Consider the following 26,296-nt stretch of genomic DNA (forward strand, 5'->3'; position numbering starts at 1 on the left):
GTGCCGGTGTCGTTCAACCTGGCTCTGGTGATCACCGGCGTCAGGTTCGACCAGAACGCTGTATCAGGCCTGACGCGCGGTGATGGCAGCAGCGTGACCGTGACAACGCCCGCACATTTGCCGGGCACGGTCACCGTCAGCGTCGCCTACACGCTGGGCGGCGCACCCCAAACGCCCGACACCACCCTCAGGTACACGTACCTGCCCGCAGGCGTGCTCCCCAAGGCAGGCGGGGAAGGCATCCTGCTCGCCCTGGCCACCGGCATGACCGGCATGGGCGGGGTCCTCGCCTCACGCCGCCACCGGAGGGAACAACATAGTCTGTCACATGCTTCGCTCGAGTAAGAGCGGCCGGGCGGCGTATCAATCCCCCCGCCCCCGGCCCATCAAGGGGGAGCAGGGAGGAACGCGTCAATCAAGGCTCAAACCCCAAGAGAGCCGACACTTCCCTCCCGCGCCCCCACCACACTCCGCCCAGCCTGCAAAGTCTGGACGGCACATCAGGAGAGGGGCAACCGCCACGGCGGGGTGTGTGCATGCAACCACCCCGCCATGGCGGCCATCCCCGCCTGATTCCAACCAGAGCAAACACCTGTTATATGGCCAAACCGGCCATGTAGAATTGAACAAGACGACCATCCCGCCACAGGTGGGAAGACAAGGAGGAGCAGATGGCTTTCAACGGGAATCCGCGGCCGCAGGCCCCATACGGTCAGTACACACAGCAGCCGATGCCGACCATGCAGGGCGGTGAGCCCTACGGCATGGGCGCGCCCATCGACACCAACGCAGCATACAGCTTTGAAAAGGCGGAGCGGGTCTCCATGTCACGCGCCTATGCGGAGATGGCCGTCGGCCTGCTGGTCACCGCCCTGACGGCCTATCTGACCGCCCGGACCGGACTGCTCCTGGCCTTCATGCAGGCCACGGGCGCCCTGGGCTGGATCGGCATGGCCGTGGTCCAGGTGGCCTTCGCCATGATTCTGAGCTTCCGGGTCATGCGCATGCGCACCTCCACCGCCCGGGTCATGTTCTACCTCTATGCGGCCCTGATGGGCTTCACCCTGAGCACCATCTTCATCACCTACTCACTGCCGTCCATCATGCTGACCCTGGTGATCAGCGCGGGCTTCTTCTTCGTCCTCAGCATGCTGGGGCTGACCACGCGGCGCAACATGCTGGGCATGGGGTCCATCTTCATGGCCGGCCTGCTCATGCTGATCCTGGTCCAGGTGGTCATGCTCTTCCTGGCCCCCTCCGACACGGCCCTGCGCGTGGTCTCGGCCATCGGCATCATCCTCTTCGCCGGGCTGACCATGTATGACGCCCAGCAGACCAGGGCCATCTTCGCCACCTACCGCAGCCAGGGGCCGGAGGCCATCAAGCGGGTCTCCATCCTCTGCGCCCTCAACCTCTACCTGGACTTCGTCAACCTCTTCCTCTACATCCTGAATCTGGTCGGCGACCGCAACTGACAAAAAGAAAATCCCCGCCCCTGGCATTGGTGGCGGGGATTTTTGTATCTTCAGGCCTCCTGATCGGCCCTGGCCAGCAGATCACGCAGCACATACTGCAGGATGCCGCCGTTGCGGTAGTACTCAGCCTCGCCAGGGGTGTCGATGCGCACCTTGGCCGCGAACTCAACCGTGCTGCCGTCGGGCCGCTGGGCCCGCACCTGGACCTGCTCGGGCAAGGAGTCGTTCAGGGCATCAACGCCGATCAGGTCATAGGTCTCCTGGCCGTCCAGCCCCAGGCTCTGGGCCGACTGACCCGCAGGGAACTCCAGCGGCAGCACGCCCATGCCGATCAGGTTGCTGCGGTGGATGCGCTCGAAGGACCTGGCGATGACGGCCCGCACGCCCAGCATCCGGGTGCCCTTGGCCGCCCAGTCCCTGGAGGAGCCCGTCCCGTACTCGCTGCCGGCCAGCACCACCAGGGGCGTGCCCTGCCTGGCATAGTCCTGCGCCGCCTCGAAGATGGTCGTCTCCTGGCCGTTCAGGAAGTCGTAGGTGAACCCTCCCGGGCGCACATCCAGCCCCACCGAGGCCAGCAGCTGGTTGCGCAGGCGGATGTTGCCGAAGGTGCCCCGGACCATGACCTCATGGTTGCCGCGCCGGGAGCCGTAGGAGTTGAAGTCCCTGGGGGCTATGCCGTGCTCCTGCAGGTAGCGGCCGGCCGGCGCGTCGGCCTTGATGGCCCCTGCGGGCGAAATGTGGTCGGTGGTGACCGAATCCCCCAGCAGGGCCAGCACCCGGGCCCCATGGATGTCCTCCAGGGGGTCGGGCTGGGCCTTCATGCCGTCGAAGAAGGTCTGGCGGCGGATGTAGGTGGAATCCTGATCCCAGTGGAAGAGCTCGCCCTCCGGCACCTCCAGCTTCCGCCAGCGCTCGTCCCCGCCGAAGACGTCCGCATAGTCGCGCAGGTACATGTCCCGGTCCAGGGCGGTGCCCACCACGGACTCGATGGCCTCCTGGGAGGGCCAGATGTCCGCCAGCATGACCGGCTTGCCCTGGCTGTCCTGGCCCAGGGGGTCGCGCCTGGGGTCGAAGTCCATGGTGCCGGCCAGGGCGTAAGCCACCACCAGGGGCGGCGAGGCCAGGTAGTTCATCTTCACATCCGGGCTGATGCGGCCCTCGAAGTTCCTGTTGCCCGAGAGCACGGCCGTCACAGTCAGGTCATGATCGGCGATGGCCTGGTGGATGGCCGGGTCCAGGGGGCCGGAGTTGCCGATGCAGGTGGTGCAGCCGTAGCCGACCAGCTCGAAGCCCAGGGCGTCCAGGTCCTTGCTCAGGCCGGTCCGGTTCAGATAGTCCGTCACCACCTGCGAACCGGGAGCCAGCGAGGTCTTGACCCAGGGCTTGGGCTTGAGGCCCCGGGCCCGGGCCTGGCGGGCCAGCAGACCGGCGGCCACCATGACCGAGGGGTTGGAGGTGTTGGTGCATGAGGTGATGGCCGCGATGACTACATCCCCGTCCCGCAGACTGAACTCGCTGCCGTCGGCCTTCTTGACGGGCACAGCCTCGCCGTCGCTGTCCCTGCCTTGGTCGCTGTAATCCTTCAGGTCCCGATGGAAGGTCTGCTGGGCCTGGTCCAGCAGGATGCGATCCTGGGGCCTCCGGGGGCCGGCAATGGAGGGACGCACCGTAGACAGGTCCAGCTCCAGCACCTGGGAATACTCGGGCTCAGGGCAGTCGGCATCCTCCGGGTCCATCCACAGCCCGTTGGCCTTGGCATAGGCCTCCACCAGGCGCACATGCTCGTCGCTGCGGCCGGTCAGACGCAGGTAGTCCAGGGTGATTCGGTCGATGGGGAAGATGGCGCAGGTGGAGCCGAACTCGGGGCTCATGTTGCCCAGGGTGGCCCGGTTGGCCAGGGGGACCTGGGCCAGGCCCTTGCCGTGGAACTCCACGAACCGGCCCACCACGCCCACCTCGCGCAGCATCTGGGTCACGGTCAGCACCACGTCGGTGGCGGTGACCCCCTCGGGAATGGATCCGGTCAGCTTGAAGCCCAGGACCTGGGGCACCAGCATGGAGATGGGCTGGCCCAGCATGGCCGCCTCGGCCTCGATGCCGCCCACGCCCCAGCCCAGCACGCCCAGGCCGTTGACCATGGTGGTGTGGGAGTCGGTGCCCACGCAGGAGTCCGGGTAGACCAGGGCCGGCCCCTCCCCTTGGGTCCTGTCCCTGCGCATGACCACCTGGGCCAGGTACTCCAGGTTGACCTGGTGGATGATCCCAGTGCCCGGGGGCACCACGCGGAAGTTTTGGAAGGCCTGCTGGCTCCAGCGCAGGAAGCGGTAGCGCTCACTGTTGCGCTGGTATTCCATGTCCATGTTGTGTTCCAGGGCGCCGGGCACGCCCGAGCTGTCCACCTGGACGGAGTGGTCGATGACCATCTGCGCGGGGATGAGCGGGTTGACCAGGGAGGGGTCGTCGCCCAGGGCCTTGACGGCATCGCGCATGGTGGCCAGGTCGACCATGCAGGGCACGCCGGTGAAGTCCTGCATGAGCACCCGGGCGGGACTGTACTGGATCTCCCTGTCGGGCTGGGCCTTGGGGTCCCAGTCCAGCAGCTGATCCAGCTGGTCCCTGGTCACCGTGGTCCCGTTCTGGTGCCGCAGCAGATTCTCGGCCAGGATGCGCAGGCTGTAGGGCAGGTGGTCGATGCCCGGCAGGTCGCTGATCCGGTAGTATTCGAACTCCTCGGAGCCCACCTTGAGCTTGGAACGACCGGCATCTTGTGCGGATTCTGACATGCACCACCCCTTCCTTGGACGCTCAGGCACTGCCCTTGCGCCCATGTGGACCGGCGGCGGGAGGACCCCAGGCCGTCAGTGACGCTTATCTGTGCTTGTGAGGTTCATTCTTAGCGCCTATGTGTTACCTGGCCTATGTAACGTGCGCATGCCGGATAGCCCAGGACGGCCAGGACCATGAGCAGGGCACCCGCCAGGGCGAAGGCCACGGTGGCGGCCAGGGCCGGACCGGTGGGCAGGCTGATGGCGAAGAACCGCGCCACCATGGGGATCAGGGCCCCGATCACCCCGGCTGCGGCGAAGAAGAGGACCAGCAGGCCCCTCCAGGAGCGCAGGGGCCGGGCCACCTGGGTCAGGACCAGCACGCCCATGCAGAAGAGGACGATGGCGCAGACCGAACGCCAACGCCCCAGGTCGCCGGGCCAGGCCAGGTCCAGTCCCAGCAGGCCGGGCAGGCTCCAGGCCGCCGCCAGCACAATCAAAGCCGTGGCGATGCCCGAGGGCAGGGCGAAGGCGACCACACGCTTCAGGAAGCCGGGCCGGTAGCGCCTGGTGTTGGGGGCCAGGGCCAGGAAGAAGGCCGGCGTGCCGATGGTCAGGGCGCCGATGTAGGTGATATGCCGGGGCAGGTAGGGGAAGGGGATGCCGGTCAGGACCACGCCCAGGGAGATCAGGGCCGAGTAGACGGTCTTGACCAGGAAGAGGCCGGCCACACGCTCCATGTTGGCCATGACCTGCCGACCACGGGCCACCACGTCGGGCAGGTGGGAGAAGCGCGAATCCACCAGGACCAGCTGGGCCACGGCCTTGGTGGCGGCCGCCGCATTGCCCATGGCGATGCCCAGGTCCGCCTCCTTCAGGGCCAGGGAGTCGTTGACCCCGTCGCCGGTCATGGCCACCGTGTGGCCCTTCAGGTGCAGGGCCTGGACGATGGCCTTCTTCTGGTCGGGCAGGACCCGGCCCAGCACGTCCACGTCCTCCAGGACCTCGGCCAGGGCTGCGGTGTCCTCGGGCAGCTGGCGGGCATCCATGGCCCGGGGTGCCCGGTCGCCGGTCAGGCCCACCTTGTTGGCGATGGCCGCCACGGTGGCCGGGTTGTCGCCCGAGATGACCCGGCAGCGCACGCCCTGCTGGCGGAACCAGGCCAGGGTCTCGGCGGCGTCGTCGCGGATGTGCTCCGAGCAGGTGATCAGCGCCAGGGGCTTCAGGTTCCCGGGCAGGTCGGGGCTGCTGGTGAAGTAGTCAGCCTGGTCGGTGCCCGGGTACCCGCCGGGGGCGGCCAGCATCAGCACCCGGTAGCCGCGGTCGGCCAGGTCGGCCACCTGCCGGTCCACCTGGGGCCATCTGCCCGCCTGGGATGCCAGGAGCACCTCCGGGGCGCCGAAGTACCAGATTCTTCCGGACTGGTCGGCCACGGCGCTCCACTTGCGGGCCGAAGAAAAAGGCAGGCGGCTGACGGCCCTGCCCGGGCGCAGGTGGTCCATCCCCTTGAGGATGGCCCGTCCGGTGGCGTTGGGGCTCTCCTCCGCGCAGACGTCCACCAGGGCCTGCCGCAGCTGCTGGGCCGGCAGGTCCTCGGCCAGCGGGTGCAGGTCGTCATAGACGATGCCCCCGTCGGTGATGGTGCCGGTCTTGTCCAGGTTCAGGGCATCCACCCGGGACAGGGTCTCCACGGACTCCATCTGTTGGACCAGGGTCTGGTGGCGGGCCAGGCGAATGGCGGCCAGGGCGAAGTTCAAGGAGGTCAGCAGGACCAGCCCCTCGGGGATCATGCCCACGACCCCGGCCACGGCGGACACCACGGCCTGCCGCCAGGCTCCGGTGGCCAGGGCCGTCTGGAAGCCGCCCACGGTCCGCATCTGGGTGAAGATGAGCAGCAGGCAGAGGGGAATGACCACTATGGTCATGACCTTGAGGATGGTGTTGATGCCCTCGTTCAGGTCGGAGTGGACCTTCTTGTAGACCTTGGCCTTGGCCGTCAGCGTGGCGGCGTAGGAGTCGGCGCCCACGGCGGTCACCTGGGCCAGGGCCATGCCCGAGACGGCCGTGGAGCCCGAGTAGACCTGGTCCCCCGGCTTGTGCTTGACCGTGCGCGATTCGCCGGTCAGCATGGACTCGTCCAGCTCCAGGCCGTAGGTGTCGATGATCTGCGCGTCGGCGGGCACCTGGTCCCCGGAGCGGATCCAGAGCAGATCCCCCTTGACGATGGCATCGTGGGGCACGGTCAGGTTGCGCCCATCCCTGCGCACCGTATAGTCGGAGGCCACCAGGATGGACAGCCCGTCCAGGGTGTGCTTGGCCTTGAGCTCGGTGGCCACGCCGATGCCGGTGTTGATGATGATGATCAGGCCGAAGACCGCGTCCTTCCACTGCCCGGTCAGCAGGACCACCACCATGGCGGTCAGGATGATCCCGTTGAAGAGGGTGAAGACGTTGTCGCGGATGATCTGGCCCAGGCTGCGCGAGGTTTGGTCCTGGGAGACGTTGACCAGCCCCTGGGCCTTCAGCCGCTCCACCTCCTGCGAGCTCAGCCCCGGCCGGTCGGTGTCCGGAAAGCCTGTGCCCGCTGTCTGCACTTGCTCACTGCCTGTGCTCATCCTCGGCCCCCTCCCGGTCGGCGCTCAGGCGCACGGCCATGATCCTGGCATGCGGTCCGTCGTCCACAATGGTCTGCAGGGCGTCGGCCAGCAGGGGCGCATGCGGATGCCCGGCAGGATCGACCGGGTGGACCGTAGCCGCATAGTAGAGCCTACCCGGGTCAGGGGTCCAAGCCTTGGCGCTTTGAGCGAACTCTACCACAGGGATGCCCGCCTTCCGTGCTGCCTTGAGGGCTGGGGTCCAGTCGCCGGCTCCGGGCCGGCGGATCAGAATCAGGCTGACCCCGCGGTTGACGGCATCCTGCACGCCATCCTGCTGATCGCTGGTGGACTGCGCGGAGGAGAAATAGCCCTTCATCCGCTCCGCCTTCAAGGATGCCAGGATGCGGCTGTCCAGACCGGCATCCGGGTCCTTGACGCCCTCCTGCGGGCAGCCGATCAAAGCCACGAGCGTATCGGAGCGATCCACGCCGTCGTGGGGCACGGTGCCCTCATGCCAGGAGTCGCCCACGGCCCTGTCCTTGGGGGCGCAGCCGGTCAGCATGGGCAGGCCTGCCAGCAGAGCGGCCGCCAGCAGCAGGCCAGCCAGCCGCCTGACCGCTGCCAAGACTTGCCCGGCGCGGCTCATGTCAGCGCCGCCTTCCCGCCGTGCGGGTGAAGACCGCCACAGTCTCCACGTGGTGGGTCATCGGGTAGATGTCAAAGGCCTCGAGGTGCTTGGGGCTGTAGCCCAGGGAGATCAGGGTGGCCGTATCCCTGGCCAGGCTGGTCGGATCGCAGGCCACATAGATGATGGTCCCAGCCCCACTGGCGGCCAGCAGTCGGCAGACCTGAGCCTTGGCGCCGGCCCTGGGCGGATCCAGCAGGATCAGGTCGGGATGTCCCAGCCCCTTGGGCGCACCCCCAGCCAGGATCTTGGCCACGTCCCCCCGACGCAGGGCCACCCGGTCCAGTCCGGCCTGCTTCACGTTGTGTTTCGCGCTGGCAATGGCTCCGGCGGACCCCTCCACGGCCAGGAGCCGGGCCCGTCCGTCGGCCAAAGCGGCCAGGGGCAGGGTGAAGAGCCCTGATCCGCAGTAGAGATCCCAGACGACCGGCTCGGCCACCCCGTCCAGGGCCTGCCTGGCCTGGTCCAGGACCGCCTTGGTCAGCACGATCGGTGCCTGCCGGTGGATCTGCCAGAATCCGTCGGCCCGGACCTGGTATTCAGGCCCTCCTCCGGCCTCCAGCCGCTCTGTCAGCAGGCGGCTCCCCTGTCTCAGGCGACCGTCCACCAGCAGGGCGTAGTTGTCGCCGACCGGTCCCCCATCACGCGGCTGGGGCACAGCCAGGCGTATGCGGGCTCCGGCGGGCAGGCCGCCCTCCCAGATGCCCAGTTCGTCAGCCTGATCCAGCAGCTCCTGGGTGGCCAGGGGCATGGTCTGGATCGGCAGGCGGTCATGCGATCCCCGCCTGCGCATGGAGGGGCGGCCCTGATCGTCGGCCACCAGCTCGATTCGGGTCCTCCAGTGCAGGCCGCCCAGCTCCTCATCGCCCGGTACCCGGGCCACCGGCACCTGGACGTCCACCCCACCCAGACGGGCCATCTGCTGACCGATCAGATCGGCCTTCCAAGCCAGCTGACCGGGCAGGCTGACGTGTATCAGATCGGCCCCGCCAAGGCCGCCGCCCCAGGCCAAGGGTCCGGCCAGAGGCCAGACGGGTTGGCGGCGGTCGGGGCTGGCCTCCAACACCTGGGTGACCTCGCCCGTGGCGAATCTGCCGGCCCGGCCGTGAGGCTCGTCCAGGAGGACCTCCACCAGCTCCCCGGGCAGGGCGAAGCGGACGAAGACCACCCGGCCGTCCTCCAGGTGGCTGACACAACGGCCCTGGTCGGCATAGCGTTCGATGCGCAGACGAACCCTGGTCTCAGTCATGATCGGCATGAACCTCCTGGTCGGCCTGAACCTGGTCAGCCTGGCGACGATGGTAAGGCCCGCCGATCAGCAGCCAGCTGATCCAGATGCCCAGGGCAAACAGGGGCAGGCCCAGAATCAGGCGTGCAGCGCCCAGAAACCCAACGGAACCGGCCAGGTAGAGCGGCACCTGAACCAGCAGGCGCAGCGCGAAGACGGCGATCCAGACCAGGGTGGCCTGGGTGTAGGCCCGGACCAGGTCCGGTTCACTGCGCCAAGAGTCCAGCCACTGCCTCCACCCGGAGACCACAGGCCGGCGCAGGTACTCCACCAGCAGGCCGATGCCGGGCACCCGGGCCAGCAGCGAGGCCCCGAGAACGATGATCCAGAATCCGTTGGTCAAAAATCCTGGCAGATAATAATTGCGGGCATCCCGGGTCAGCCATGCGGCCACCAGGCAGATGCCCACCGAGAGCAGACCGGTCAGCGCACCCAGAAAGGACTGCCGCTGGACCAGGCGAATCAGGAGCTGCACCAGGGCCAGGGCCGCCGAAACCGCCACGGTCAGACCCAGACGGCCGGTGACCAGGAAGAAAACCAGAAATACCAGCCCCGGCAGCAGGGACTCGACGATCCCCCGCCATCCGCCGATGGCCTCCATGACGGAGAAGTCGTCGTCGGCCAGCGCCGCCAGCCCGGAATGCTTCTGCTTCACAGCCTTAGCGGATCTCCGAGAACATGGGTCCGCGCGACAGGGTGGTCTTCACCTCGGTCTGCTGGTCCGAGTCGAAGGGGCCCTCCGGCCTGCCGGGGATCTGCGCGCTCTCATCGTCCTTGGACTCCGGGTCTTCGGCTTCTCCGCGGCGCTGGTTGGGGGTGACGGGCGCATGCATGGGCACCAGGTCACGGGGGGCCAGGGGCTCATCGCCACGGACCACCACCAGGTCGGCCAGGTAGCCGTCGAGCACATCCTTCTCCTTGCCGCCCTTGGCTGCAGGGCCGGAGAAGATGCCTCGCAGCATCCAGCGGGGTCCGTCGACGCCCACCACCCGGGTCAGCAGGTTCTTGCCCTTGACCTTGACAGGCAGAGTCAGCTCCTTGCCGAAGACACCGTCCACCTCCTTGCAGGAGGGGTTGGCCTTGAGCAGGTCGGCCCGGACCTCGTCCCAGAGGCCCAGGGACTTGGGGGCCGCAAAGGGCTCCAGCTCCAGACTGGAGGACCCGTAGGTGATGGTGGCCCCCAGCACGTCGCCGGTCTGCGAGTTGGCCTTGAGCCTCAGCTCGCTGCCCTTAAGGAAGGGCAGCATCAGGGCGCCGATGTCCAGGTACTCGTCGGTGTCAGGGGCATCGGAATCCAAGCTGTCCCAGGGGCCCTTCCCGCTCTGCTCGGCTTCGTCCTGCTCTGCAGCCGTCTCATCGCGGTCCGCCTGAGAGGTCTGGTCGGATTTCTCCGTGGACTTTTCAACGTCCTTGGACTCCTCGACGGCCTCCTCAGCCTGCTTCTTGGCGCGTTTCTTGCCGAAACCGAACAATCCCATGATGCCTCATTTCCTTGTGAGTCTGTGCAAAGGATGACTAGTCAAGACCCAGGCGCAGCTTGCCGCCGGGGATGGCGTCCAGCAGATCCTTGGTGTACTGGCGCTGGGGGTGGTCGAAGACCTCGTCGGTGGTGGCGTGCTCCACCAGCCGGCCGTGCTGCATGACCACCACCTCGTCTGCGATCTGCCTGACCACGGCCAGATCGTGGGTGATGAACAGGTAGCTGAGCCCCTGCTCGGCCTGCAGGTCGTTGAGCAGCCGCAGCACCTGGTCCTGGACCAGCACGTCCAGGGCGGAGACGGCCTCGTCGCAGATGATCACATCCGGATTCAGGGCCATGGCCCGGGCGATGGCGATGCGCTGACGCTGTCCGCCGGAGAGCTCGTTGGGGTAGCGCCCCATGACCGACTCGGGCATCTCCACCATGTCCAGCAGCTCCTTGACCCTCTTCTGCCGGGACTTGGCGTTGCCGATCTTGTGGATGCGCAGGGGCTCCTCGATGGAGCGGTAGATGGAGTACATGGGGTCCAGGGAGCCATAGGGGTTCTGGAAGACCGGCTGCACGTGCCGGCGGAACTCCATGAGCTGACGGCTGCCGAATCCGGCGATGTCCTGGCCCTCGTAGGTCACCCGGCCCGAGGTGGGCTTGAGCAGGTGCAGGACCATGTTGGCCACTGTGGACTTGCCGGAGCCGGACTCCCCCACGATGGCCAGGGTGGTCCCCCGCTTGACCGAGAAGGAGACGTCGTCCACGGCCTTGAACATCTCCTTGCGCCGGGGCAGCCTGAACTCGCGGGTCAGGTGCTCCACGGTGATGACGTGCTCGCTGCGCTCCAGGGTGCTCTCGCCCTTGACGTGATGCTCCAGCAGGTCTTCGGCATCCTGGCCGCGCTGCTTGGCGGAGATGATGCGCTGGGAGGCCAGCGAGGGCGCGGCCTGAACCAGCCGCTTGGTGTAGGGGTGCTGGGGGTGCTGCAGGACCTCCAGGCTGGGCCCGGATTCCACCACCTGGCCCCGGTACATGACCACGATGTGTTGGGCGCGCTCGGCTGCCAGCCCCAGATCGTGGGTGATGAAGAGCACGGCGGTGCCCAGGGATTCGGTCAGGCTGCGCAGGTGGTCCAGAATCCGTTTCTGGACGGTCACATCCAGGGCGCTGGTGGGCTCGTCCGCAATCAGCAGATCGGGCCGGGAGGCCAGGCCGATGGCGATCAGGGCGCGCTGGCGCATGCCGCCCGAGAACTCATGCGGATACTGCCGGGCCCTGGTGGCGGCCTCGGGCAGCCCGGCCTCCGACAGCAGCCCGGCGATGCGGTCGTCCATGTCCGAACCGGTCACATGCTCCTTGGCCAGCGTCCAGGCCGCATCGTCATCCACACCGGCGTCGATCAGGGACTTGGCCACGCCCCAGCGGGTCTCGGAGCCCACATCCCACTCGGCCTTCAGGGCCTCCATGGTCTTGTCCACGTCGGCGACCCCGGCATCGCTCAGGGCCTGGCGGGCGGCCTGGAGCAGGCCGGGCAGGTCCTTGGAGGAGATGAAGAGCTCGTCGTCGGACTTCTTGAGCGTCACCTCTTCGTCGCTGGCCAGGGCCTTGGCCAGCCGGGAGCGCTTCTCCCTGGAGACGTCCATGTGGTTGGCGGTCAGCGCCTCTTTGACCTGGGAGCCGATGCGCCAGACCGGGTTCAGGTTGCTCATGGGGTCCTGCGGGACCAGGCCCACCTGGGAGCCTCGCAGGGCTTCGTAGTCCTTGCGGTCCAGGCCCACCAGCTCGCGGCCCTTGAGCCGGATGCTGCCGCCGGTCACCTTGCCGGTGCCGGGCAGAAGGCCCAGCACAGCCATGGCCGAGGTGGACTTGCCCGAGCCGGACTCCCCCACGATGGCCACCCACTGGCCGGGGTAGACGTTGAAGGAGGCGTCGCGAACCGCATGGACGGTGCGCCCATCCGCGGTGAAGTCCACCTGCAGGTCCTGCACGTCGAGCAGAGGCTGCTGCTCCTGATTGGTGGTCATGTTCTTGTCTGCTTCAGTCATGCTTCCTCCGCTCAGGCCGTTCTGCTCTTGGGATCCAATGCATCCTTGACCGCGTCGCCCATCATGATGAAGGCCAGCACGGTGATGGCCAGGGCTGCGGAGGGATAGAAGAGGACCGAGGGGTTGGTGGTCAGGAGGTTCTGGGCCGTCGAGATGTCCCCGCCCCAGGAGACCACGGTGGAGGGCAGGCCGATGCCCAGGAAGCTCAGCGTGGCTTCAGAGACGATGTAGGTGCCCAGCGACATGGTGGCCATGACGATGACCGGGGCCAGGGAGTTGGGCATGATGTGCCGGAAGAGGTTGCGCAGGGGCGTGGAGCCCAGGGCCGTGGATGCGGTGTTGAACTCCAGGTTCTTGGCCTCCAGGACGGCGCTGCGGGTGATGCGGGCCATGTTGACCCAGCCGAAGAGGGTCAGGGTCAGGATGATCTTCCACAGGGAGGTGGAGGTGCGGAACATCTGCAGGAGCACGATGGCGCCCAGGATCATGGGGATGGCGAAGAAGATGTCGGTGATGCGGCTGAGCACTGCGTCAACCCAGCCTCCGAAGAAACCGGCGATGGCGCCGATGAGGCCGCCGAAGACGGTGACCAGGATGGTGGTCATGATGCCGATGGCCACCGAGGTCCGGGCCCCGTGGATGACGCGGCTGTAGACGTCGCAGCCCTGCAGGTCGAAGCCGAAGGGGTGCCCGGGCCGGCCGGGCTCCAAGGAGTCGGACAGGCTGCAGGCCATAGGGTCCTGCCTGGCGAAGAGGTTGGGGAAGAGGGCCACCAGGATGACCACGATCGCCAGGATTGCGGAGATGATGAAGAGCGGGTTGCGCCTCAGGGTCTTCCAGGCGTCGGCCCACATGCTGGTGGGCGGCACGTCCTCATCCACCGAGTCCACCTCGCGCAGGGGCGTCTCGTCGACGGGGGCCACGAACCGCTCCTGCCCCGGCAGGGGGTCGGGGAAGTAGACGCGGGCCTGGCTTTCGTTCTGTTCGCTTGACTCGTTCATTGCCGTTTCACTCATAGTCGGTCCCTCTCCCTCACGCATACCGGATCCGCGGATCGAGCACTGCGTAGAGCAGGTCGACCAGGAGGCTGGTGATGACGAAGATCAGGACCAGAATGGTCACGATGGAGACCACCAGGGTGCCTTCGCCCCTCAGGATGGCCTGGTAAAGGGTGTTGCCCACGCCCTGGATGTTGAAGATGCGCTCGGTGATCATGGCCCCGCCCATGAGTCCGCCGATGTCGGCGCCCAGGTAGGTGACCACGGGGATCAGGGAGTTGCGCAGCACATGCCGCACGATGACGGACCGGTTGCTCATGCCCTTGGCCCGGGCCGTGCGCACGTAGTCCTCGGAAATGTTGGAGGTGATCTCCGTCCTGGTCAGACGGATGATGGAGGCCATGGACACCGACCCCAGCACAATGGCCGGCATGAGCAGATCGATAAAGCCCGGATTGGCTCCTGCTGTGGCCGGCAGCAGATGCCATTTGACGCCGAACAGGTACTGCAGGATGAAGCCGGTGACGAAGGTAGGCACCGAAATCAGCAGCAGGGAGAGGACCAGGATGATGCTGTCCGACCACTTGCCCTTGGTCAGGCCGCCGATGATGCCGAAGATCACGCCGAAGACGCCCTCGAAGACGAAGGCCATCAGGGCCAGCTTGATGGTCACCGGGAAGGCCCTGCCGATCACGCTGATCACGGGCTGGCCGGCGAAGGTGTTGCCGAAGTTCAGGGTCAGCGCGTTCTTCAGGAAGAGCACGTACTGCACGATGAAGGGCTTGTCGAGATTGTATTCCGAACGTATCTGTGCGGCAACGGCCTGATTGACCGGCTTGTCCCCGAACATGGCGGCCACAGGGTCGCCGGGAAGCGCGAAGACCAGCGCGTATATCAGCAGTGTCGTGCCGAGAACGACGGGGATCATCTGCAGAATACGTCGCAGAAGATATTTTCCCATCGGCTATTCTCCTTTGTCATCCGCGACCGGGATCGGCATGGGGATCGGGGCCGCCGCAAAAATTCTTGTTTGAGTCTACCAGCACACCTCAACAGGGGTGCAAAGACGCCAAGGCCGGCGCGGAGTGGATCCTTCCGTGCCGGCCCGGGGCGATATCAGTTCTGAGGTGCGGGATTCAGGCTCCCGTCACCTCACTTGCTGATGTTGTAGTAAGCAGGGACGCCCTTCCAGGTGAAGGAGAATCCTTGGATGTTCTTGGCGGCCACGCCGTTGGAGTTCTGGTAGTAGAGCGGAACTGCAGGCAGATCGCGGAAGAGCAGCTCCTCGGACTGCTGGTAGATCTTGTTGGCCTCGTCGATGCTCTTGGCGGAGGCTGCCTTGTCCATCAGGCCGTCGAACTCGGGGTTCTTGTAGTCGCCGTCGTTGGACCCGTTGCCGTTGGCGGCCGAGCTGGCGAAGTTGCTGGACAGGTAGCTCTCCGGCGAGGGGTAGTCGGGCTGCCAACCGGAGCGGAAGGCCGAGTCGGTGAACTTGCGGTTCTGCACGTTGGAGCGGAACTCGCTGAAGGTGGGCAGAGGGTTGCCCGAAGCCTGGATGCCCAGGGCGTTCTTGATGGAGTTGGTGACGGCGTCATAGATCTCCTTGTGGGCGCCATCGGCGTTGTAGGCGATCTTGAAGCTGTCGCCCTCGCCCCAGGGGGAGATCTTGTTGGCCTCGGCCCAGAGCTCCTTGGCCTTGGACGGGTTGTACTTGAGCACGTCGGATCCCTTGATGCTGGTTGAGTAGCCGGGGATGACGGGGGCGGTGAAGTCGTGGACCTCCTTGGCGGTTCCGGACAGCACCTTCTTGATGATGGTCGGCCGGTCGATGGCCATGGAAATGGCCTGGCGACGGAGCTTGCCCTCCTGATCCTGGCCGAAGTGCTTCATGTAGGTGGGGATGGTGAACATCTGGATGACCGAACCCGGATCGTTGATGGCCTGGACCGTGTTATCGGTCTGGAAGGTCTTGCGAGCCGAGGCGGGCAGGGTGTCCAGCACGTCCAGGTTGCCGGCCTGCACATCGCGGTAGGCTGCGGTGGCATCGGTGTAGGAGCGGAACTCCACGCCGCCGTTCTTGACCTTGATGCCGCCCTTGTAGGAAGGATCCTTGACCAGCTTTATGGCCTTGTTGTGCTCCCAGGACTGGAACTTGTAGGGTCCCACGGTCACCGGCTTCTCGCCGAAGGCCTTGGTGTCCTTGTAGAAGGACTCGGGCAGGGGCGCAAAGGCGGTGTAGCCCACCTGGATGGGGAAGGTGGAGGAGGGCGAGGTCAGGTCAACGGTGAAGGTCTTGTTGTCGATGACCTTGAGGCCGGACAGCTGGGCATCGCCAGGGGTGCCCTCCTTCTGCAGATCGTCATAGCCCTTGATGTTGGCGAAGAAGCTGGCGCCCAGCTGCTTGTTGGCAATGTCGGCCGCCCAGGACCAGGCCTTGGTGAAGGACTGTGCGGTGACCGGGGTGCCATCCGAGAACTTCCAGCCGTCGTTGATGGTCACGGTGTACTGGGTGTTGTCCTCGTTGGCCTTGATCTGCTTGGCGATCTCGTTGACCGGCTTGCCCTTGTCGTCAAAACGGACCAGCTTGGAGAACATGACGTCGATGGGGTTGCCACCGCCCACCTCGTTGGTCATGCTGGGGATGAGCGGATTGGCCGGCTCAGGATTGAAGACCGAGATGACGGCATCCGAGCTGCCGCCGTTGGTCCCCTGGGCAGAGGAGCCGGATCCGCCGGATCCGCCGCAGGCGCCCAGCGTGAGCGCCATGACGCACAGTCCGGCGCCCGCAATGGTCAGGGCCGATTGCTTCTTCATATATCTTGCTCTTTCCTTTGGTTGGTTTCCCGAACCGCCAGTCATCGACGGCGGTTCATGCCGTTTCCGGCACGATCATTACTGGTCCTTGGACAGCTCCGGGAAGATCGGATAGCCATCCCAGCCCAGACGCATCCCATGAACCTTTTTAGCAGACGCGCCAATGTTGTTTCCATAATAGAGCGGAACCGCCGGCATGTCCTGTAGAAGGATCTCCTCAGCATCCTGGAAGAGCCTGTTGGCTTCATCGGTGTCCTTGGCCTTGGCAGCCTGCTTGAGCAGAGCGTCGAACTTGGGGTTCTTGTAGTCGCCATCGTTGGATCCGTTGCCATCGGCCGCCGAGCTGGCGAAGTTGCTCATCAGATAGCTCTCAGGCGATGGATAGTCGGGCGACCATGAAGACCTGAAAGCCGCGTTGTTATAGAGGCGCTTTTTGATGTTGCCGCGGAACTCGCTGAAGGTGGGCACAGGAGTGGCCTCGGCCTTGATGCCCAGCGTGTTCTTGATGGAGTTGGCCATGCCGTCGTAGAAGTCCTTGGCACCGCCATCCGAACTGTACAGCATTTGGAAGCTCTTGTCGGCCGGCCACTTGCTGATGGCATCGGCCTTGGCCCAGTACTCCTTGGCCTTCCTGGCGTTGTACTTGAGGTTGTCCGAACCCTTGAGATCCTTGGCATAGCCCGGGATGGTCGGTGCGGTGAAGTCGGTGGGCTGCACGCCCAGACCGCCCAGGACCTTGTCGATCAGCATCTTCCGGTCAATGGCCATGGAGATGGCCAGGCGGCGCAGGCGGCCCTCCTGGTCCTGGCCGAAATGCTCCATGGTGGTAGGAATGGTGAACATCTGCAGGGTGGAGCCAGGCTTGTTATAACTCTGCACCATGCTGTCGGTCATGAACGTCTTGACAGCGGAGGTGGGAATCCTGTCGATCACATCCAGGTTGCCCGCCTGCACATCGGAATAGGCAGAACCCAGATCCGTGTAGACCTTATAGTCGATGCCGCCGTTGCGGACCTTGACCTCCCCGTCGTAGTCGTCGTTCCTGCGAAGCTTGATCATGGCGTTGTGCTGCCAGGACTCGAACTTGTAGGGACCCGAGCTGACCGGGTTCTCCCCGTAGGCCTTGGGATTCTTGTAGAAGGATTCAGGCAGGGGCGCAAAAGAGGTATAGCCCACCTGAATGGGGAAGGTGGACGAGGGCGAAATGAGGTCCACGGTGAAGGTCTTGTCATTGATGACCTTCAATCCGGAGAACTGGGCATCCGCAGGCACACCCTGCTTCTGCAGGTCGTCAAAGCCCTTGATGTCAGAGAAAAAGCTGGCGTTCAGTTGGCCGTTGGACACATTGGCGCTCCAGGACCAGGCCCTGGTGAAGGACCTGGCTGTAATAGGGGTGCCATCCGAGAACTTGCGCCCGTCGACCAGGGTGACCTTGTACTGGGACATGTCGTCGTTGCCCTTGATCTCCGAGGCCAGATCGTTGTGGGCCTTGCCCTGGTCGTCGAAGCGGATCAGCTTGGAGTTGATGGCGTCCACGACCTGTCCGCCGCAGCTTTCCGCGGCGCTGCTGGGAATGAGCGGGTTGGCCGGCTCGCACCCATGGACCGACACCACGGCGTTGTTGCTGGTCTGGTCGCTGGACGACTGCTCGGCACCCTCGGTATCGGTACTGCTGCCGCCACTACCGCAGCCGCTGGCCAGAAGCGCCAAGGCACAGATGAACGCTGACACCACTGTGAGCTGTGAACTTCTCTTCATTCCTGCCGCTCCCCTTTAGCTGGTTGTCAACGTCTCGCCTGTATCCCGAAAATCTTTGACCGATGTCCAAGTTACAATACGCCATATTCTGATACCGGGATGTTTCCCAAGACAAGTCCTGTCTCATTTGCCGGATTTCAGGCCCTTGGAAAAGCCTGCCTGTACCGGGCCCGCAGCTGCTCGATGGAGACGTGGGTGTAGCGCTGGGTGGTCCGCAGGGAGGAGTGGCCCAGCATCTCCTGAACCTCGCGCAGGTCGGCTCCCCCATCCAGCATATGCGTGGCGGCCGAGTGCCGCAGGGCGTGGGGGGCTATGTCGGGCACCCCGGCCTGACCGGCCGCCTGGTGGACCACCTTGCGGACCTGCCGCTGACCAACCCTGCCGCCCAGCTGACCCAGGAAGAGGGCCTGACCTGCCTTGCGGGCCGATTTGGCCGTTGAGCCCGCCAGGACCGGCCGCCCCTCCCCCAGCCAGCGATCCAGGGCGCGATCGGCGGGCAGGCCATAGGGCAGGACCCGCTCCTTGGAACCCTTGCCCAGGACCTTTACGGTTCGGCTACGCCGGTTCACGTCATCCAGATCCAGTCCACAGAGCTCGGCCACACGCATGCCCGTGGCGTACAGCAGCTCCAGCATGGCCGCATCCCGCACCTGCAAGGCCGCCTGGACATCCTCGTCCTCCCGGGGCTCGACCGGATCATGGTCGACCGTATCCATCAGGGTGCGGGCCTGGTCGTGCGTCAGGATCCGTGGAAGGTGCTCGGACTGCTTGGGGCTGCTCAGGGCCAGGGTAGGGTCGGTCTTGATCCGGCCGTGCCGGCTCAGCCAGCCGAAGAAAGACCTCAGTGCGGCCGTTTTCCGGGCCATGGTCGAACGGGCGTGGGTCGATGCCTCGTGGGCCAGCCAGGACCTGATGGTGGCCAGGTCGATCTGCGCGGGGTCATCGATGCCGTGCAGATGCATCAGATGCAGAAAGCCCGACAGGTCGGCCCGGTAGGATCGCACGGTGTTGGGGCTCTTGCCTGCCACCCGGGAAAGATAGTCGGTGAAGTCCTGCAGATCCTGATCCACCGATGGCACTCCTTTCGCTTGGCTGTGCAGTATGTGCAATACAGTTTAGGCGCTTTCACCCTCGTCGCAGCCGCAGGCGATACTGGCCCAGGAGGTGGATGGCCATGCGTTTGCCAGCAGCCATACCGGCCGGAGCGCGGCTGGTGGTCAGGATCGCCCAGGGGTCGGACCCGGAGGATGGAAGGCCCAAGTTCCGAGACTACGTGGGCCATGTGGTCGACTGGGACGGACATCGGCTGATCCTGGACAGGGACCCGGCGGCCAATGGGTCGCGTCCCGGGGAACGTGTGACCCTGCCAGCAGAAGACATGGTGGCCCTGAAGCCGGTCCCGGAACGCCGATCGCCCCGCCCAGCCCCACCTGACCTCAGTCGATGACCGGCGGGTGCAGAACCCGGGCCCGGCTGGTGGTCAGGAAGGCCGAGACCTGCTCGCCGCGCAGGGCTGAATCCAGCAGCTCCTGCCGCCAGTTGCCCTCCTGAGGATCCAATTCCAAATCAGTTGTGGGCGTCTGCTCCTGGTCGCCTAGGGCGGCCTTATAGCGCCGGAAGGGGTCCGCCTGGAGGAAGAAGTCCCGGCGCTTTTCATCGGCCTCCGGCTCCTGGTCCCGCAAGAGAGAGGCCATGTCCTGCAGATTCTCGGCCAAATCATCCAGCAGGTCGGCCACCTGGCCGGCGTTCTCCTCCACCATGGCCCGGGTCCGCTCAGGATCGGTCAGGGCCACACGGGTCATGTCCCGCCAGGATCCGGCCGCCAGGGCCGAGGCCACTCGGCGGTCAGGCGACTTCGTCAGCATGTTGGCCAGGGCGGTGGCCACCACATGGGGCATGTGCGAGATCAGTGCCGCAGCCCGGTCATGGGTGGCATCGTCCAGGGCGATCAGCCGGTTGCCCAGCCCCTGGGTGACCATGTCGGCCACGGTCAAAAAGCGGCTGTAGTCCGTATGTTCATCGACGCAGAGAGCCCAGAGGGCATCTTCCAAGAGGGCCGGGTCCGAGTCCTCATAGCCGGAGCCTTCGCTGCCGGCCATGGGATGGGCGCCTACATACCGATCGGCCAGACCGGCCTGCTCGACCTGACGGCGGACCGGCCCCTTGACACTGCCCACGTCGGTCAGGGTGGTGCCTCGGGTCAGCACCGGGGCCAGGGCCTGGAGCACGTCGGGCATGGCCCGCAAGGGGGTGGCCAGCACCAGCACGTCTGCCTTGCCCTTGGCCAGCTCCTCCAGGGTGTCCACACAGTGGATCCCCTGGCTGCGGGCCTGCTCGTAGGGACGGTCATTATGGTTCCATGCAATCACGAACCGGCCCCGGGCGGCCAGGCGGCGGGCCAGCGATCCGCCGATCAGACCCAGCCCCGCCACGGCGATCTTGTGGGCCGAGGTCAGCACCGGCGAGGCGGCCATGCCCGCCATGGGGTGCATGTGCTCGGGCCCTGACAGGTCCATGTGCGGGAAAGATGCGGATTCATCTACCATAACAACTCCTTGCTGATCGTCTCGGTGTCGGGGTCCTCGCCCCGGAAGGCCCCCGCCCTGGGCAGCATCCATTCACGGATGGGGGGCGCTGGATGCGGGGTGCGCGGATGGACCGCCAGGGTCTTGAGCCAGTCCCCCCTGTCCAGCAGGTCGGCCAGCACCTGATGGAGCCCCTTCTGCCATGGTGCGGCGTCGATGCTGGCCACGAAGCTGTAGGTCCCGTCGTGCCCCTTGATGGGCCGGGACATGAATGAGGTCATGTTCAGGCCCGCATCGCGCAGGCGGTCCAGCAGGTTGGCCAGCACGCCCGGCCCGGTATTCAGGGGGATGAAGGTGACGATGGACTCGAAATCCCCGCCCGGCGCCAGGCGGCGTGCCAGCCGGGCGGCCTGATCCCGGGGAGCCAGCAGAAGAAAGTCGGTGCGCGCGCCCTGATAGTCCTGCACCTCGCGCCGGTAGGTCTCCAGTCCGTAGAGGCTCCCGCAGATGCGAGGACCCAGAGCCACCTGATCGGGGCCCAGATCACGGCAGGCCGCAGCGTTGGAGTTGGCAGTCACCTGATTGAGACCGGTCTCTGTGATGAAGCCCTTGCACTGGGCCAGTCCATGGGGATGGGCGGCGACCTGGCGCAAGGGATCATGGTCAGCCCGGACGAAGGCGTCAAAGACAATGGGCAGGCGGACCATGCCGAAGCCCGCTACCGCCTGAGCATCGATCAGGGCATCCATGTTGGGCACCACATGGCCCTCCACATTGTTCTCCCAGGCCAGCACTCCCCAGCCTCGGCCCTCCTCCACGGCGGCCACGATGGCAGCCGCATCCGAGCAGGGGCGCAAGTCAGCCTTGCAGTCCAGCCTTGTCGCCATGAGGCTGGCGGCCTCAAGGGCGGCCTGATGGGTGAAGGTCCCCTCGGGACCCAGGAAGTGCAGGGGAATTCGGCCGGGTTCAGTCGCCGGCTTTCCTGACGGATCCTGGCTCATGCGGATCGCCCCTGACGACGCAGGGGGCCATCGGCAAACCAGGAGGCCGGCAGGCAGATGGCCAGGGTCTGGATCAGGACCAGCCCGCCCATCCAGAGAAAGACCGCATACTTGGCAAAGAATGTGGGGAAGTCGGCGTAGGGCATGAGCACGTCGCCGCCAGGCCCCCGCATGGAGAGCAGCCAGACCGTGACCGTCGAGGCCACCAGATGCAGGGCCAGCCCCATGGTGCCGCTGTCGCAACGGACCCACCAGGCAGCCAGGGCCACCAGCAGATAGGCCAGGACCATCCCCCAGGGCAGACCCTGAGCGGCCCCGGAGCGCTGGACCAGGGTTCCCAGCACGCCCACCGCCAGACCGATGGGCAGGCCCAGCAGGCAGCGGAAAGGACTCCTCTTGCCGGACTCACCCGCCGAATGGGAGGGGGCCTGATCCTTGGATTTGGAAACCTGAGACTTCATGGGTACAAGACTAGTCCGACCCGGTCACCGTGGGGCGGCCGGGTCGGACTGAATCTGATTGTGGGAGAAGGGTTACTTCTTGTTGGCCCTGCGCTGGCGGGCGTTCCACTTGTACCAGGCATCCCTGTCCAGGATGATCTTGCGCACGCGGATGGACTCGGGGGTCACCTCCACGCACTCGTCATCGTTGGCGAAGTCCAGGGACTCCTCCAGGCTCATGTCGATGGGCGGGGTCAGGGTCTCCAGCACGTCGGCGGTGGAGGAACGCATGTTGGTCATGTGCTTCTCCAGGGTGATGTTGATGTCCAGGTCGCCGGGCTTGTTGTTGATGCCCACGATCTGCCCCTCGTAGACGGGCGACTGGGGCTTGACGAAGAACTCGCCCCGGGCCTGGAGCTTCTGCATGGCGTAGGGGCTGGCCTTGCCGGAGCGGTCGGAGACCATGGATCCGTTCTGCCGGGTCTTGATGTCGCCCGCCCAGGGGGCGTAGCCGGCGGAGATTGAAGCGGAGATGCCGGTGCCGCGGGTGGCGGTCAGCAGGGCGGTGCGGAAGCCCAGCAGGCCACGGGAGGGCACGGTGAACTGCATCCTGACCCAGCCGGAGCCGTGGTTGGTCATGGTCTCCATGCGGCCCTTGCGGTCGGCCATGAGCTGGGTGACCGCGCCCATGTACTCCTCGGGCACGTCGATGGTGTCGGACTCCATGGGCTCCTGAAGCTTGCCGTCCACGGTCTTGGTGACCACCTGGGGGCGGCCCACGGTCAGCTCGTAGCCCTCCCGGCGCATCTGCTCGGCCAGGATGGCCAAGGCCAGCTCGCCACGGCCCTGGACCTCCCAGGCGTCGGGCCGGTCGGTGGGCAGCACCTTGATGGAGACGTTGCCGATCAGCTCGCGGTCCAGACGGTCCTTGAGCATGCGGGCGGTCAGCTTGTGATCCTTGCCCTCGGTGCCGGCCAGGGGCGAATCGTTGGTGCCGAAGGTCATGGAGACGGCCGGGTCGTCCACGTGGATCAGAGGCAGGGGCCGGGGGTCGTCCTGGTCGACGATGGTCTCGCCGATCATGATGTCCTCCACGCCGGCCACAGCCACAATGTCGCCGGGGCCGGCCTCGTCCACTGGCGAGCGCTGCAGGCCCTTGGTGCGCAGGATCTCGGTCAGCTTGAAGTTCTCGATGGATCCGTCCACGCGCGACAGGCCGTACTGGCGGCCCTTGCTCAGGGTGCCGTTGTAGATGCGCACCAGGCCCAGGCGGCCCAGGTAGTCGGAGGCGTCGATGTTGGTCACATGGGCCTGCAGCGGGGCGCCCTCCTCGTACTCAGGGGCGGGAATGTTGGTCAGTATGGCCTCGAAGAGGGGCTCCAGATCGTCGTTGTCGGGCACGGCGCCGTCGGCGGGCTGATTGACAGAGGCCTTGCCGGCCTTGGCTGCGCAGTAGATGACCGGCAGGTCCAGGAGGGAATCCAGATCCAGGTCCACTCCCTCCTCGCTTACGTCCTGGGCCAGTCCCAGGAGCAGATCGGTGGACTCGGAGACCACCTCGGAGATGCGGGCATCGGGACGGTCGGTCTTGTTGATGACCAGAATGACGGGCAGCTTGGCCTCCAGGGCCTTGCGCAGGACGAAGCGGGTCTGGGGCAGGGGCCCCTCGGAGGCGTCCACCAGCAGGACCACGCCGTCGACCATGGAGATGCCGCGCTCCACCTCGCCGCCGAAGTCGGCGTGGCCTGGGGTGTCCACCACGTTGATGGTGATGCCGTCGGGCTCGCCCAGCTTGGCGGCCAGTGGGCCTGTGTACTTGACGGCGGTGTTCTTGGCCAGGATGGTGATGCCCTTCTCCTTCTCCAGGTCGTTGGAGTCCATGACCCGGTCGGGCACCTCCTCCCGCTCGGAGAAGACGTGCGACTGCTGCAGCATGGCGTTGACCAGGGTGGTCTTGCCGTGGTCAACGTGTGCCACAATCGCCACATTTCGTATATCGCCGCGTACCGCCATCAAAACCTCATTCTCGTGAATGCTATCCATGCCTCCGCCGGCCTGTCTGCCGGCTGGCATGATCCAGGAATTGGACAAACAGAGACAAGTGTAACCGCCTTGTGTGACAGGCGTTCACTCCTCCTCGCCCTGGGGCGAACCTTGGACTGGATCCGGAGACTGAAGCTGGTCGGACAGCTCCTGGCGGGCCTGGGCCAGAGCCGAGTCCTCGTCGGGCAGGAAGGGGGCTAGGGAGGGCAGATCCTCCAAGGATTGCAGGCCCATCCGCTCAAGGAAGAGGTCGGTGGTGACCAGCAGCGCGGCGTGGGTCTGCTCGTCCAGGCCCTCCTCGCGGACCAGGCCGCGCACCAGCAGGGCCCGGATGACCCCGTCCGAATTGACCCCGCGGATCTGCCCCACCTGGGCACGGGTCATGGGCTGGCGGTAGGCCACGATGGCCAGGGCCTCCAGGGCCGCCTGGGAGAGGCGTGCTGTCTGGCCGTCCTTGACGAAGGCCGCCACCACGGGCTGGTAGGCGGCTCTGCTGGTCAGCTGCCAGCCCCGGGCGGTCCGACGCAGTTCGAATCCTCGGTCGCCATAGGACTCGGCCAGCGATTCCAGGGCGGCATTGACCGGGCCCGGATCCACGGCCAGCACCCGGGAGAAATCCTCTGCGGTCAGCGGCCGGTCCGTGGCCACCAGAATAGCCTCCAGGCAGGCGGCCAGCCCCCCGGGAAAGTCCTGCACGTCAAAGTCCACGTATTCGGGACGGGTATCGGGAGCCGAGGTTTGGCTCATGCAAAGTCCCCCTCACTGATCAAGGCCGTTTCCGGCTCCTGTGTCGGCCCAACCCAGCGCAGGTAGAGCGGCTGGTAGGGGCCATCCTGACGGTACTGGATCAGTTCCTGCCTGAAGAAAATCAGCACGGCCAGGAATCGGGCCACCACCTGCGCCCGGCCCTTGGAGGAGGCGACCAGATCGGCGAAGGCCACCGGCTGCCCGGGCTGTGCCAGCAGGGCCTGGCGAACCTGGTCGGCCTCCTTGTTCAGGTCGACCAGGGGCACGTGCAGCTGGTCCAGACGCACCTGGGAGGCCGGAGCGTTGACCAGGGCGTTGGCGCAGAGCAGGGCCAGATCCTCTGGCTTCAGGGTCCAGACCAGATCAGGCAGCAGATGGGCCAGCTGGGGCTCCAGATGGCCGGGATGCGGGTAGCGGCCCGAGTTGGCGGCCAGCCTGGCTCGAAAGTCCTGCCCTGCCTGCTTGAAGGCCCGGTACTGCAGGAGCCTGGCGAAGAGCAGATCACGCTCCCGGAGGGCATCCATGGAGGCCTGGTCGCGCATGGACTCGTCCTCCACAGGCAGGAGGGCGGCGCTCTTGGCCTCAACCAGAACCGAGGCCACGTCCAGGAAGGCGCTGGCCTGGTCCAGCCCCTGGCTGAAGTCCAGGGTGCGCACATAGTCCAGAAACTCCCCGGTTATGGCGGCCAGCGAGACCTCCGTCAGTGAGAGCTTGCGGTTGGCCAGCATGCCCAGCAGCAGGTCGAATGGCCCCTGGTAGACATCCAGGTCGACGGCAAAACCGTCCGCTGATCCGCTCACGCCACGATGCCGCGGGCGATCAGCTCCCGGGCGACCTCCCGATACTCCTTGGCGGTCTTGTGCTCGGGGGCGAACATGGTGATGGGCTCGCCGGCCACCGTGGCGTCGGGCAGCTTGATGGACCGGCTGATGATGGAGTGCAGCACCTTGCCCTTGAAGGCCTCGTAGATGCGCTGAAGCACCTCGTCCGAATGCAGGGTCTTGGTGTACATGGTGACCAGCACCCCGTAGATCTGCAGGTCGGGGTTGATGCGGCTGCGGACCTTCTCTATGGATTGCATGAGCAGGGCCACGCCGCGCAGGGCGAAGAACTCGGCCGCCACGGGAATGATGACCCCGTCCGCAGCAGTCAGCGCGTTGACGGTCAGCAGGCCGAGCGAGGGCTGGCAGTCGATGATGATGGCGTCATACTCCTGCCGCAGGGGCCGGATGGTGGCCGCCAGGGCCTGTTCCCTGCCGACCTCGGTGACCAGCTGAATCTCGGCTGCCGACAGGTCAATGTTGGCCGGGATGATGTCCAGGCCGTCAAAACGGGTGTGCCGGACCACCTCGTGAACATCCAAGGAGGTGTCGAACATGGCGGTGTAAATGGTGTTGTCCACGCTGTTGGCGTTGATGCCCAGGCCCACGGTTGCCGCGCCTTGGGGGTCGAAGTCCACGATCAGCACCCGTCGCCCATACTGGCACATGGCCCCGGCGATGTTGATGGATGAGGTGGTCTTGCCCACGCCGCCCTTCTGGTTGCACATGGCGAGGACACGGGCCGGACCGTGCTGTTTCAAAGGCTCCGGGGCAGCGAACGTCTCATACTCGCGCCCTAACAAATCCGTAGGCATGCCTCTACCCT

At 65.9% G+C, this 26,296-nt stretch carries 22 protein-coding genes; 3 read left to right on the plus strand and 19 right to left on the minus strand.

The window, feature by feature from the left end; genetic code table 11:
- Both QRX41_RS05980 and QRX41_RS05985 read left to right on the plus strand, forming a co-directional pair.
- Window positions 1-345 (plus strand): hypothetical protein (locus QRX41_RS05980; RefSeq protein WP_449495102.1); only part of this gene is annotated, 345 nt, incomplete at its 5' end.
- A 326-nt stretch (window positions 346-671) separates the two neighbouring features.
- Window positions 672-1,475: a Bax inhibitor-1/YccA family protein gene (locus QRX41_RS05985; RefSeq protein WP_045924157.1), complete on the plus strand. Its 804-nt coding sequence runs from the start codon at window positions 672-674 to the stop codon at window positions 1,473-1,475.
- Between the two features lie 50 nt (window positions 1,476-1,525).
- Here QRX41_RS05985 and acnA read toward each other — a convergent pair whose 3' ends face one another.
- The 12 genes from acnA to QRX41_RS06045 form a co-directional block, all read right to left on the minus strand.
- Window positions 1,526-4,258 carry an aconitate hydratase AcnA gene (gene acnA, locus QRX41_RS05990; protein ID WP_045924156.1) on the minus strand — a complete coding sequence of 911 codons (2,733 nt, stop codon included), beginning with the start codon at window positions 4,256-4,258 and terminating at the stop codon, window positions 1,526-1,528.
- 110 nt (window positions 4,259-4,368) lie between these two features.
- Complete coding sequence (locus QRX41_RS05995) at window positions 4,369-6,855, minus strand: HAD-IC family P-type ATPase (RefSeq protein WP_045924155.1); 2,487 nt, start codon at window positions 6,853-6,855, stop codon at window positions 4,369-4,371.
- On the minus strand, window positions 6,839-7,483 hold the full coding sequence (locus QRX41_RS06000; protein ID WP_045924154.1) for a substrate-binding domain-containing protein: 645 nt from the start codon (window positions 7,481-7,483) through the stop codon (window positions 6,839-6,841). Before QRX41_RS06000 ends, QRX41_RS05995 begins: the two co-directional genes overlap by 17 nt.
- 1 nt (window position 7,484) lies before the next feature.
- Window positions 7,485-8,771: a class I SAM-dependent RNA methyltransferase gene (locus QRX41_RS06005; protein WP_045924321.1), complete on the minus strand. Its 1,287-nt coding sequence runs from the start codon at window positions 8,769-8,771 to the stop codon at window positions 7,485-7,487.
- The gene (locus QRX41_RS06010; RefSeq protein ID WP_045924153.1) at window positions 8,764-9,465 is read right to left on the minus strand and encodes a DUF3159 domain-containing protein; all 702 of its coding nucleotides are present in this window, start codon (window positions 9,463-9,465) and stop codon (window positions 8,764-8,766) included. Before QRX41_RS06010 ends, QRX41_RS06005 begins: the two co-directional genes overlap by 8 nt.
- Window positions 9,466-9,469: 4 nt before the next feature.
- A complete protein-coding gene (locus QRX41_RS06015; RefSeq protein ID WP_045924152.1) occupies window positions 9,470-10,288 on the minus strand; it encodes a DUF3710 domain-containing protein in 819 nt (272 codons plus the stop codon).
- A 37-nt stretch (window positions 10,289-10,325) separates the two neighbouring features.
- Window positions 10,326-12,323, minus strand: a complete 1,998-nt coding sequence (locus tag QRX41_RS06020) for a dipeptide ABC transporter ATP-binding protein (RefSeq protein ID WP_045924151.1) — start codon at window positions 12,321-12,323, stop codon at window positions 10,326-10,328.
- An 11-nt stretch (window positions 12,324-12,334) separates the two neighbouring features.
- Entirely contained in the window at window positions 12,335-13,324 is a 990-nt protein-coding gene (locus tag QRX41_RS06025) for an ABC transporter permease (protein ID WP_045924150.1), read from the minus strand.
- 31 nt (window positions 13,325-13,355) lie between these two features.
- Window positions 13,356-14,282, minus strand: a complete 927-nt coding sequence (locus QRX41_RS06030; protein WP_045924149.1) for an ABC transporter permease — start codon at window positions 14,280-14,282, stop codon at window positions 13,356-13,358.
- A 191-nt stretch (window positions 14,283-14,473) separates the two neighbouring features.
- Window positions 14,474-16,135 carry a peptide ABC transporter substrate-binding protein gene (locus QRX41_RS06035; RefSeq protein ID WP_045924148.1) on the minus strand — a complete coding sequence of 554 codons (1,662 nt, stop codon included), beginning with the start codon at window positions 16,133-16,135 and terminating at the stop codon, window positions 14,474-14,476.
- A 78-nt stretch (window positions 16,136-16,213) separates the two neighbouring features.
- The gene (locus QRX41_RS06040) at window positions 16,214-17,893 is read right to left on the minus strand and encodes a peptide ABC transporter substrate-binding protein (RefSeq protein ID WP_045924147.1); all 1,680 of its coding nucleotides are present in this window, start codon (window positions 17,891-17,893) and stop codon (window positions 16,214-16,216) included.
- A 137-nt stretch (window positions 17,894-18,030) separates the two neighbouring features.
- Window positions 18,031-18,963 (minus strand): tyrosine recombinase XerC, encoded by a 933-nt coding sequence (locus QRX41_RS06045; protein WP_045924146.1) that lies wholly within the window; start codon window positions 18,961-18,963, stop codon window positions 18,031-18,033.
- 104 nt (window positions 18,964-19,067) lie between these two features.
- On the opposite strand from QRX41_RS06045, the gene QRX41_RS06050 reads away from it, so the two are divergent.
- Window positions 19,068-19,340, plus strand: a complete 273-nt coding sequence (locus QRX41_RS06050; RefSeq protein ID WP_045924320.1) for a DUF6725 family protein — start codon at window positions 19,068-19,070, stop codon at window positions 19,338-19,340.
- Here QRX41_RS06050 and QRX41_RS06055 read toward each other — a convergent pair.
- From QRX41_RS06055 to QRX41_RS06085, 7 genes are all read right to left on the minus strand, one after another.
- Entirely contained in the window at window positions 19,330-20,367 is a 1,038-nt protein-coding gene (locus tag QRX41_RS06055) for a prephenate dehydrogenase (RefSeq protein WP_197071151.1), read from the minus strand. The genes QRX41_RS06050 and QRX41_RS06055 overlap by 11 nt on opposite strands.
- 65 nt (window positions 20,368-20,432) lie before the next feature.
- A complete protein-coding gene (locus tag QRX41_RS06060; RefSeq protein WP_045924145.1) occupies window positions 20,433-21,419 on the minus strand; it encodes a prephenate dehydratase domain-containing protein in 987 nt (328 codons plus the stop codon).
- Complete coding sequence (locus QRX41_RS06065) at window positions 21,416-21,880, minus strand: hypothetical protein (RefSeq protein WP_052692737.1); 465 nt, start codon at window positions 21,878-21,880, stop codon at window positions 21,416-21,418. Before QRX41_RS06065 ends, QRX41_RS06060 begins: the two co-directional genes overlap by 4 nt.
- Before the next feature lie 72 nt (window positions 21,881-21,952).
- Complete coding sequence (typA, locus tag QRX41_RS06070) at window positions 21,953-23,872, minus strand: translational GTPase TypA (protein ID WP_045924317.1); 1,920 nt, start codon at window positions 23,870-23,872, stop codon at window positions 21,953-21,955.
- 114 nt (window positions 23,873-23,986) lie between these two features.
- Window positions 23,987-24,649 carry an SMC-Scp complex subunit ScpB gene (gene scpB, locus QRX41_RS06075; RefSeq protein WP_045924144.1) on the minus strand — a complete coding sequence of 221 codons (663 nt, stop codon included), beginning with the start codon at window positions 24,647-24,649 and terminating at the stop codon, window positions 23,987-23,989.
- On the minus strand, window positions 24,646-25,449 hold the full coding sequence (locus tag QRX41_RS06080; RefSeq protein WP_045924143.1) for a segregation and condensation protein A: 804 nt from the start codon (window positions 25,447-25,449) through the stop codon (window positions 24,646-24,648). The genes scpB and QRX41_RS06080 overlap by 4 nt, the downstream gene beginning before the upstream one ends.
- On the minus strand, window positions 25,446-26,285 hold the full coding sequence (locus QRX41_RS06085) for a ParA family protein (protein WP_015021621.1): 840 nt from the start codon (window positions 26,283-26,285) through the stop codon (window positions 25,446-25,448). The genes QRX41_RS06080 and QRX41_RS06085 overlap by 4 nt, the downstream gene beginning before the upstream one ends.
- Window positions 26,286-26,296 lie beyond the last annotated feature (11 nt).

It is taken from the genome of Bifidobacterium kimbladii, assembly GCF_032193675.1.
Taxonomy (GTDB): Bacteria; Actinomycetota; Actinomycetes; order Actinomycetales; family Bifidobacteriaceae; genus Bombiscardovia; species Bombiscardovia kimbladii.

Coding starts and splice junctions, on each gene's coding strand:
- QRX41_RS05985 (WP_045924157.1), top strand. CDS start 672: ATGGCTTTCAACGGGAATCCGCGGCCGCAGGCCCCATACGGTCAGTAC.
- acnA (WP_045924156.1), bottom strand. CDS start 4,258: ATGTCAGAATCCGCACAAGATGCCGGTCGTTCCAAGCTCAAGGTGGGC.
- QRX41_RS05995 (WP_045924155.1), bottom strand. CDS start 6,855: ATGAGCACAGGCAGTGAGCAAGTGCAGACAGCGGGCACAGGCTTTCCG.
- QRX41_RS06000 (WP_045924154.1), bottom strand. CDS start 7,483: ATGAGCCGCGCCGGGCAAGTCTTGGCAGCGGTCAGGCGGCTGGCTGGC.
- QRX41_RS06005 (WP_045924321.1), bottom strand. CDS start 8,771: ATGACTGAGACCAGGGTTCGTCTGCGCATCGAACGCTATGCCGACCAG.
- QRX41_RS06015 (WP_045924152.1), bottom strand. CDS start 10,288: ATGGGATTGTTCGGTTTCGGCAAGAAACGCGCCAAGAAGCAGGCTGAG.
- QRX41_RS06020 (WP_045924151.1), bottom strand. CDS start 12,323: ATGACTGAAGCAGACAAGAACATGACCACCAATCAGGAGCAGCAGCCT.
- QRX41_RS06025 (WP_045924150.1), bottom strand. CDS start 13,324: ATGAACGAGTCAAGCGAACAGAACGAAAGCCAGGCCCGCGTCTACTTC.
- QRX41_RS06030 (WP_045924149.1), bottom strand. CDS start 14,282: ATGGGAAAATATCTTCTGCGACGTATTCTGCAGATGATCCCCGTCGTT.
- QRX41_RS06035 (WP_045924148.1), bottom strand. CDS start 16,135: ATGAAGAAGCAATCGGCCCTGACCATTGCGGGCGCCGGACTGTGCGTC.
- QRX41_RS06040 (WP_045924147.1), bottom strand. CDS start 17,893: ATGAAGAGAAGTTCACAGCTCACAGTGGTGTCAGCGTTCATCTGTGCC.
- QRX41_RS06050 (WP_045924320.1), top strand. CDS start 19,068: ATGCGTTTGCCAGCAGCCATACCGGCCGGAGCGCGGCTGGTGGTCAGG.
- QRX41_RS06055 (WP_197071151.1), bottom strand. CDS start 20,367: ATGGCCGCCTCGCCGGTGCTGACCTCGGCCCACAAGATCGCCGTGGCG.
- QRX41_RS06060 (WP_045924145.1), bottom strand. CDS start 21,419: ATGAGCCAGGATCCGTCAGGAAAGCCGGCGACTGAACCCGGCCGAATT.
- QRX41_RS06065 (WP_052692737.1), bottom strand. CDS start 21,880: ATGAAGTCTCAGGTTTCCAAATCCAAGGATCAGGCCCCCTCCCATTCG.
- typA (WP_045924317.1), bottom strand. CDS start 23,872: ATGGCGGTACGCGGCGATATACGAAATGTGGCGATTGTGGCACACGTT.
- scpB (WP_045924144.1), bottom strand. CDS start 24,649: ATGAGCCAAACCTCGGCTCCCGATACCCGTCCCGAATACGTGGACTTT.
- QRX41_RS06085 (WP_015021621.1), bottom strand. CDS start 26,285: ATGCCTACGGATTTGTTAGGGCGCGAGTATGAGACGTTCGCTGCCCCG.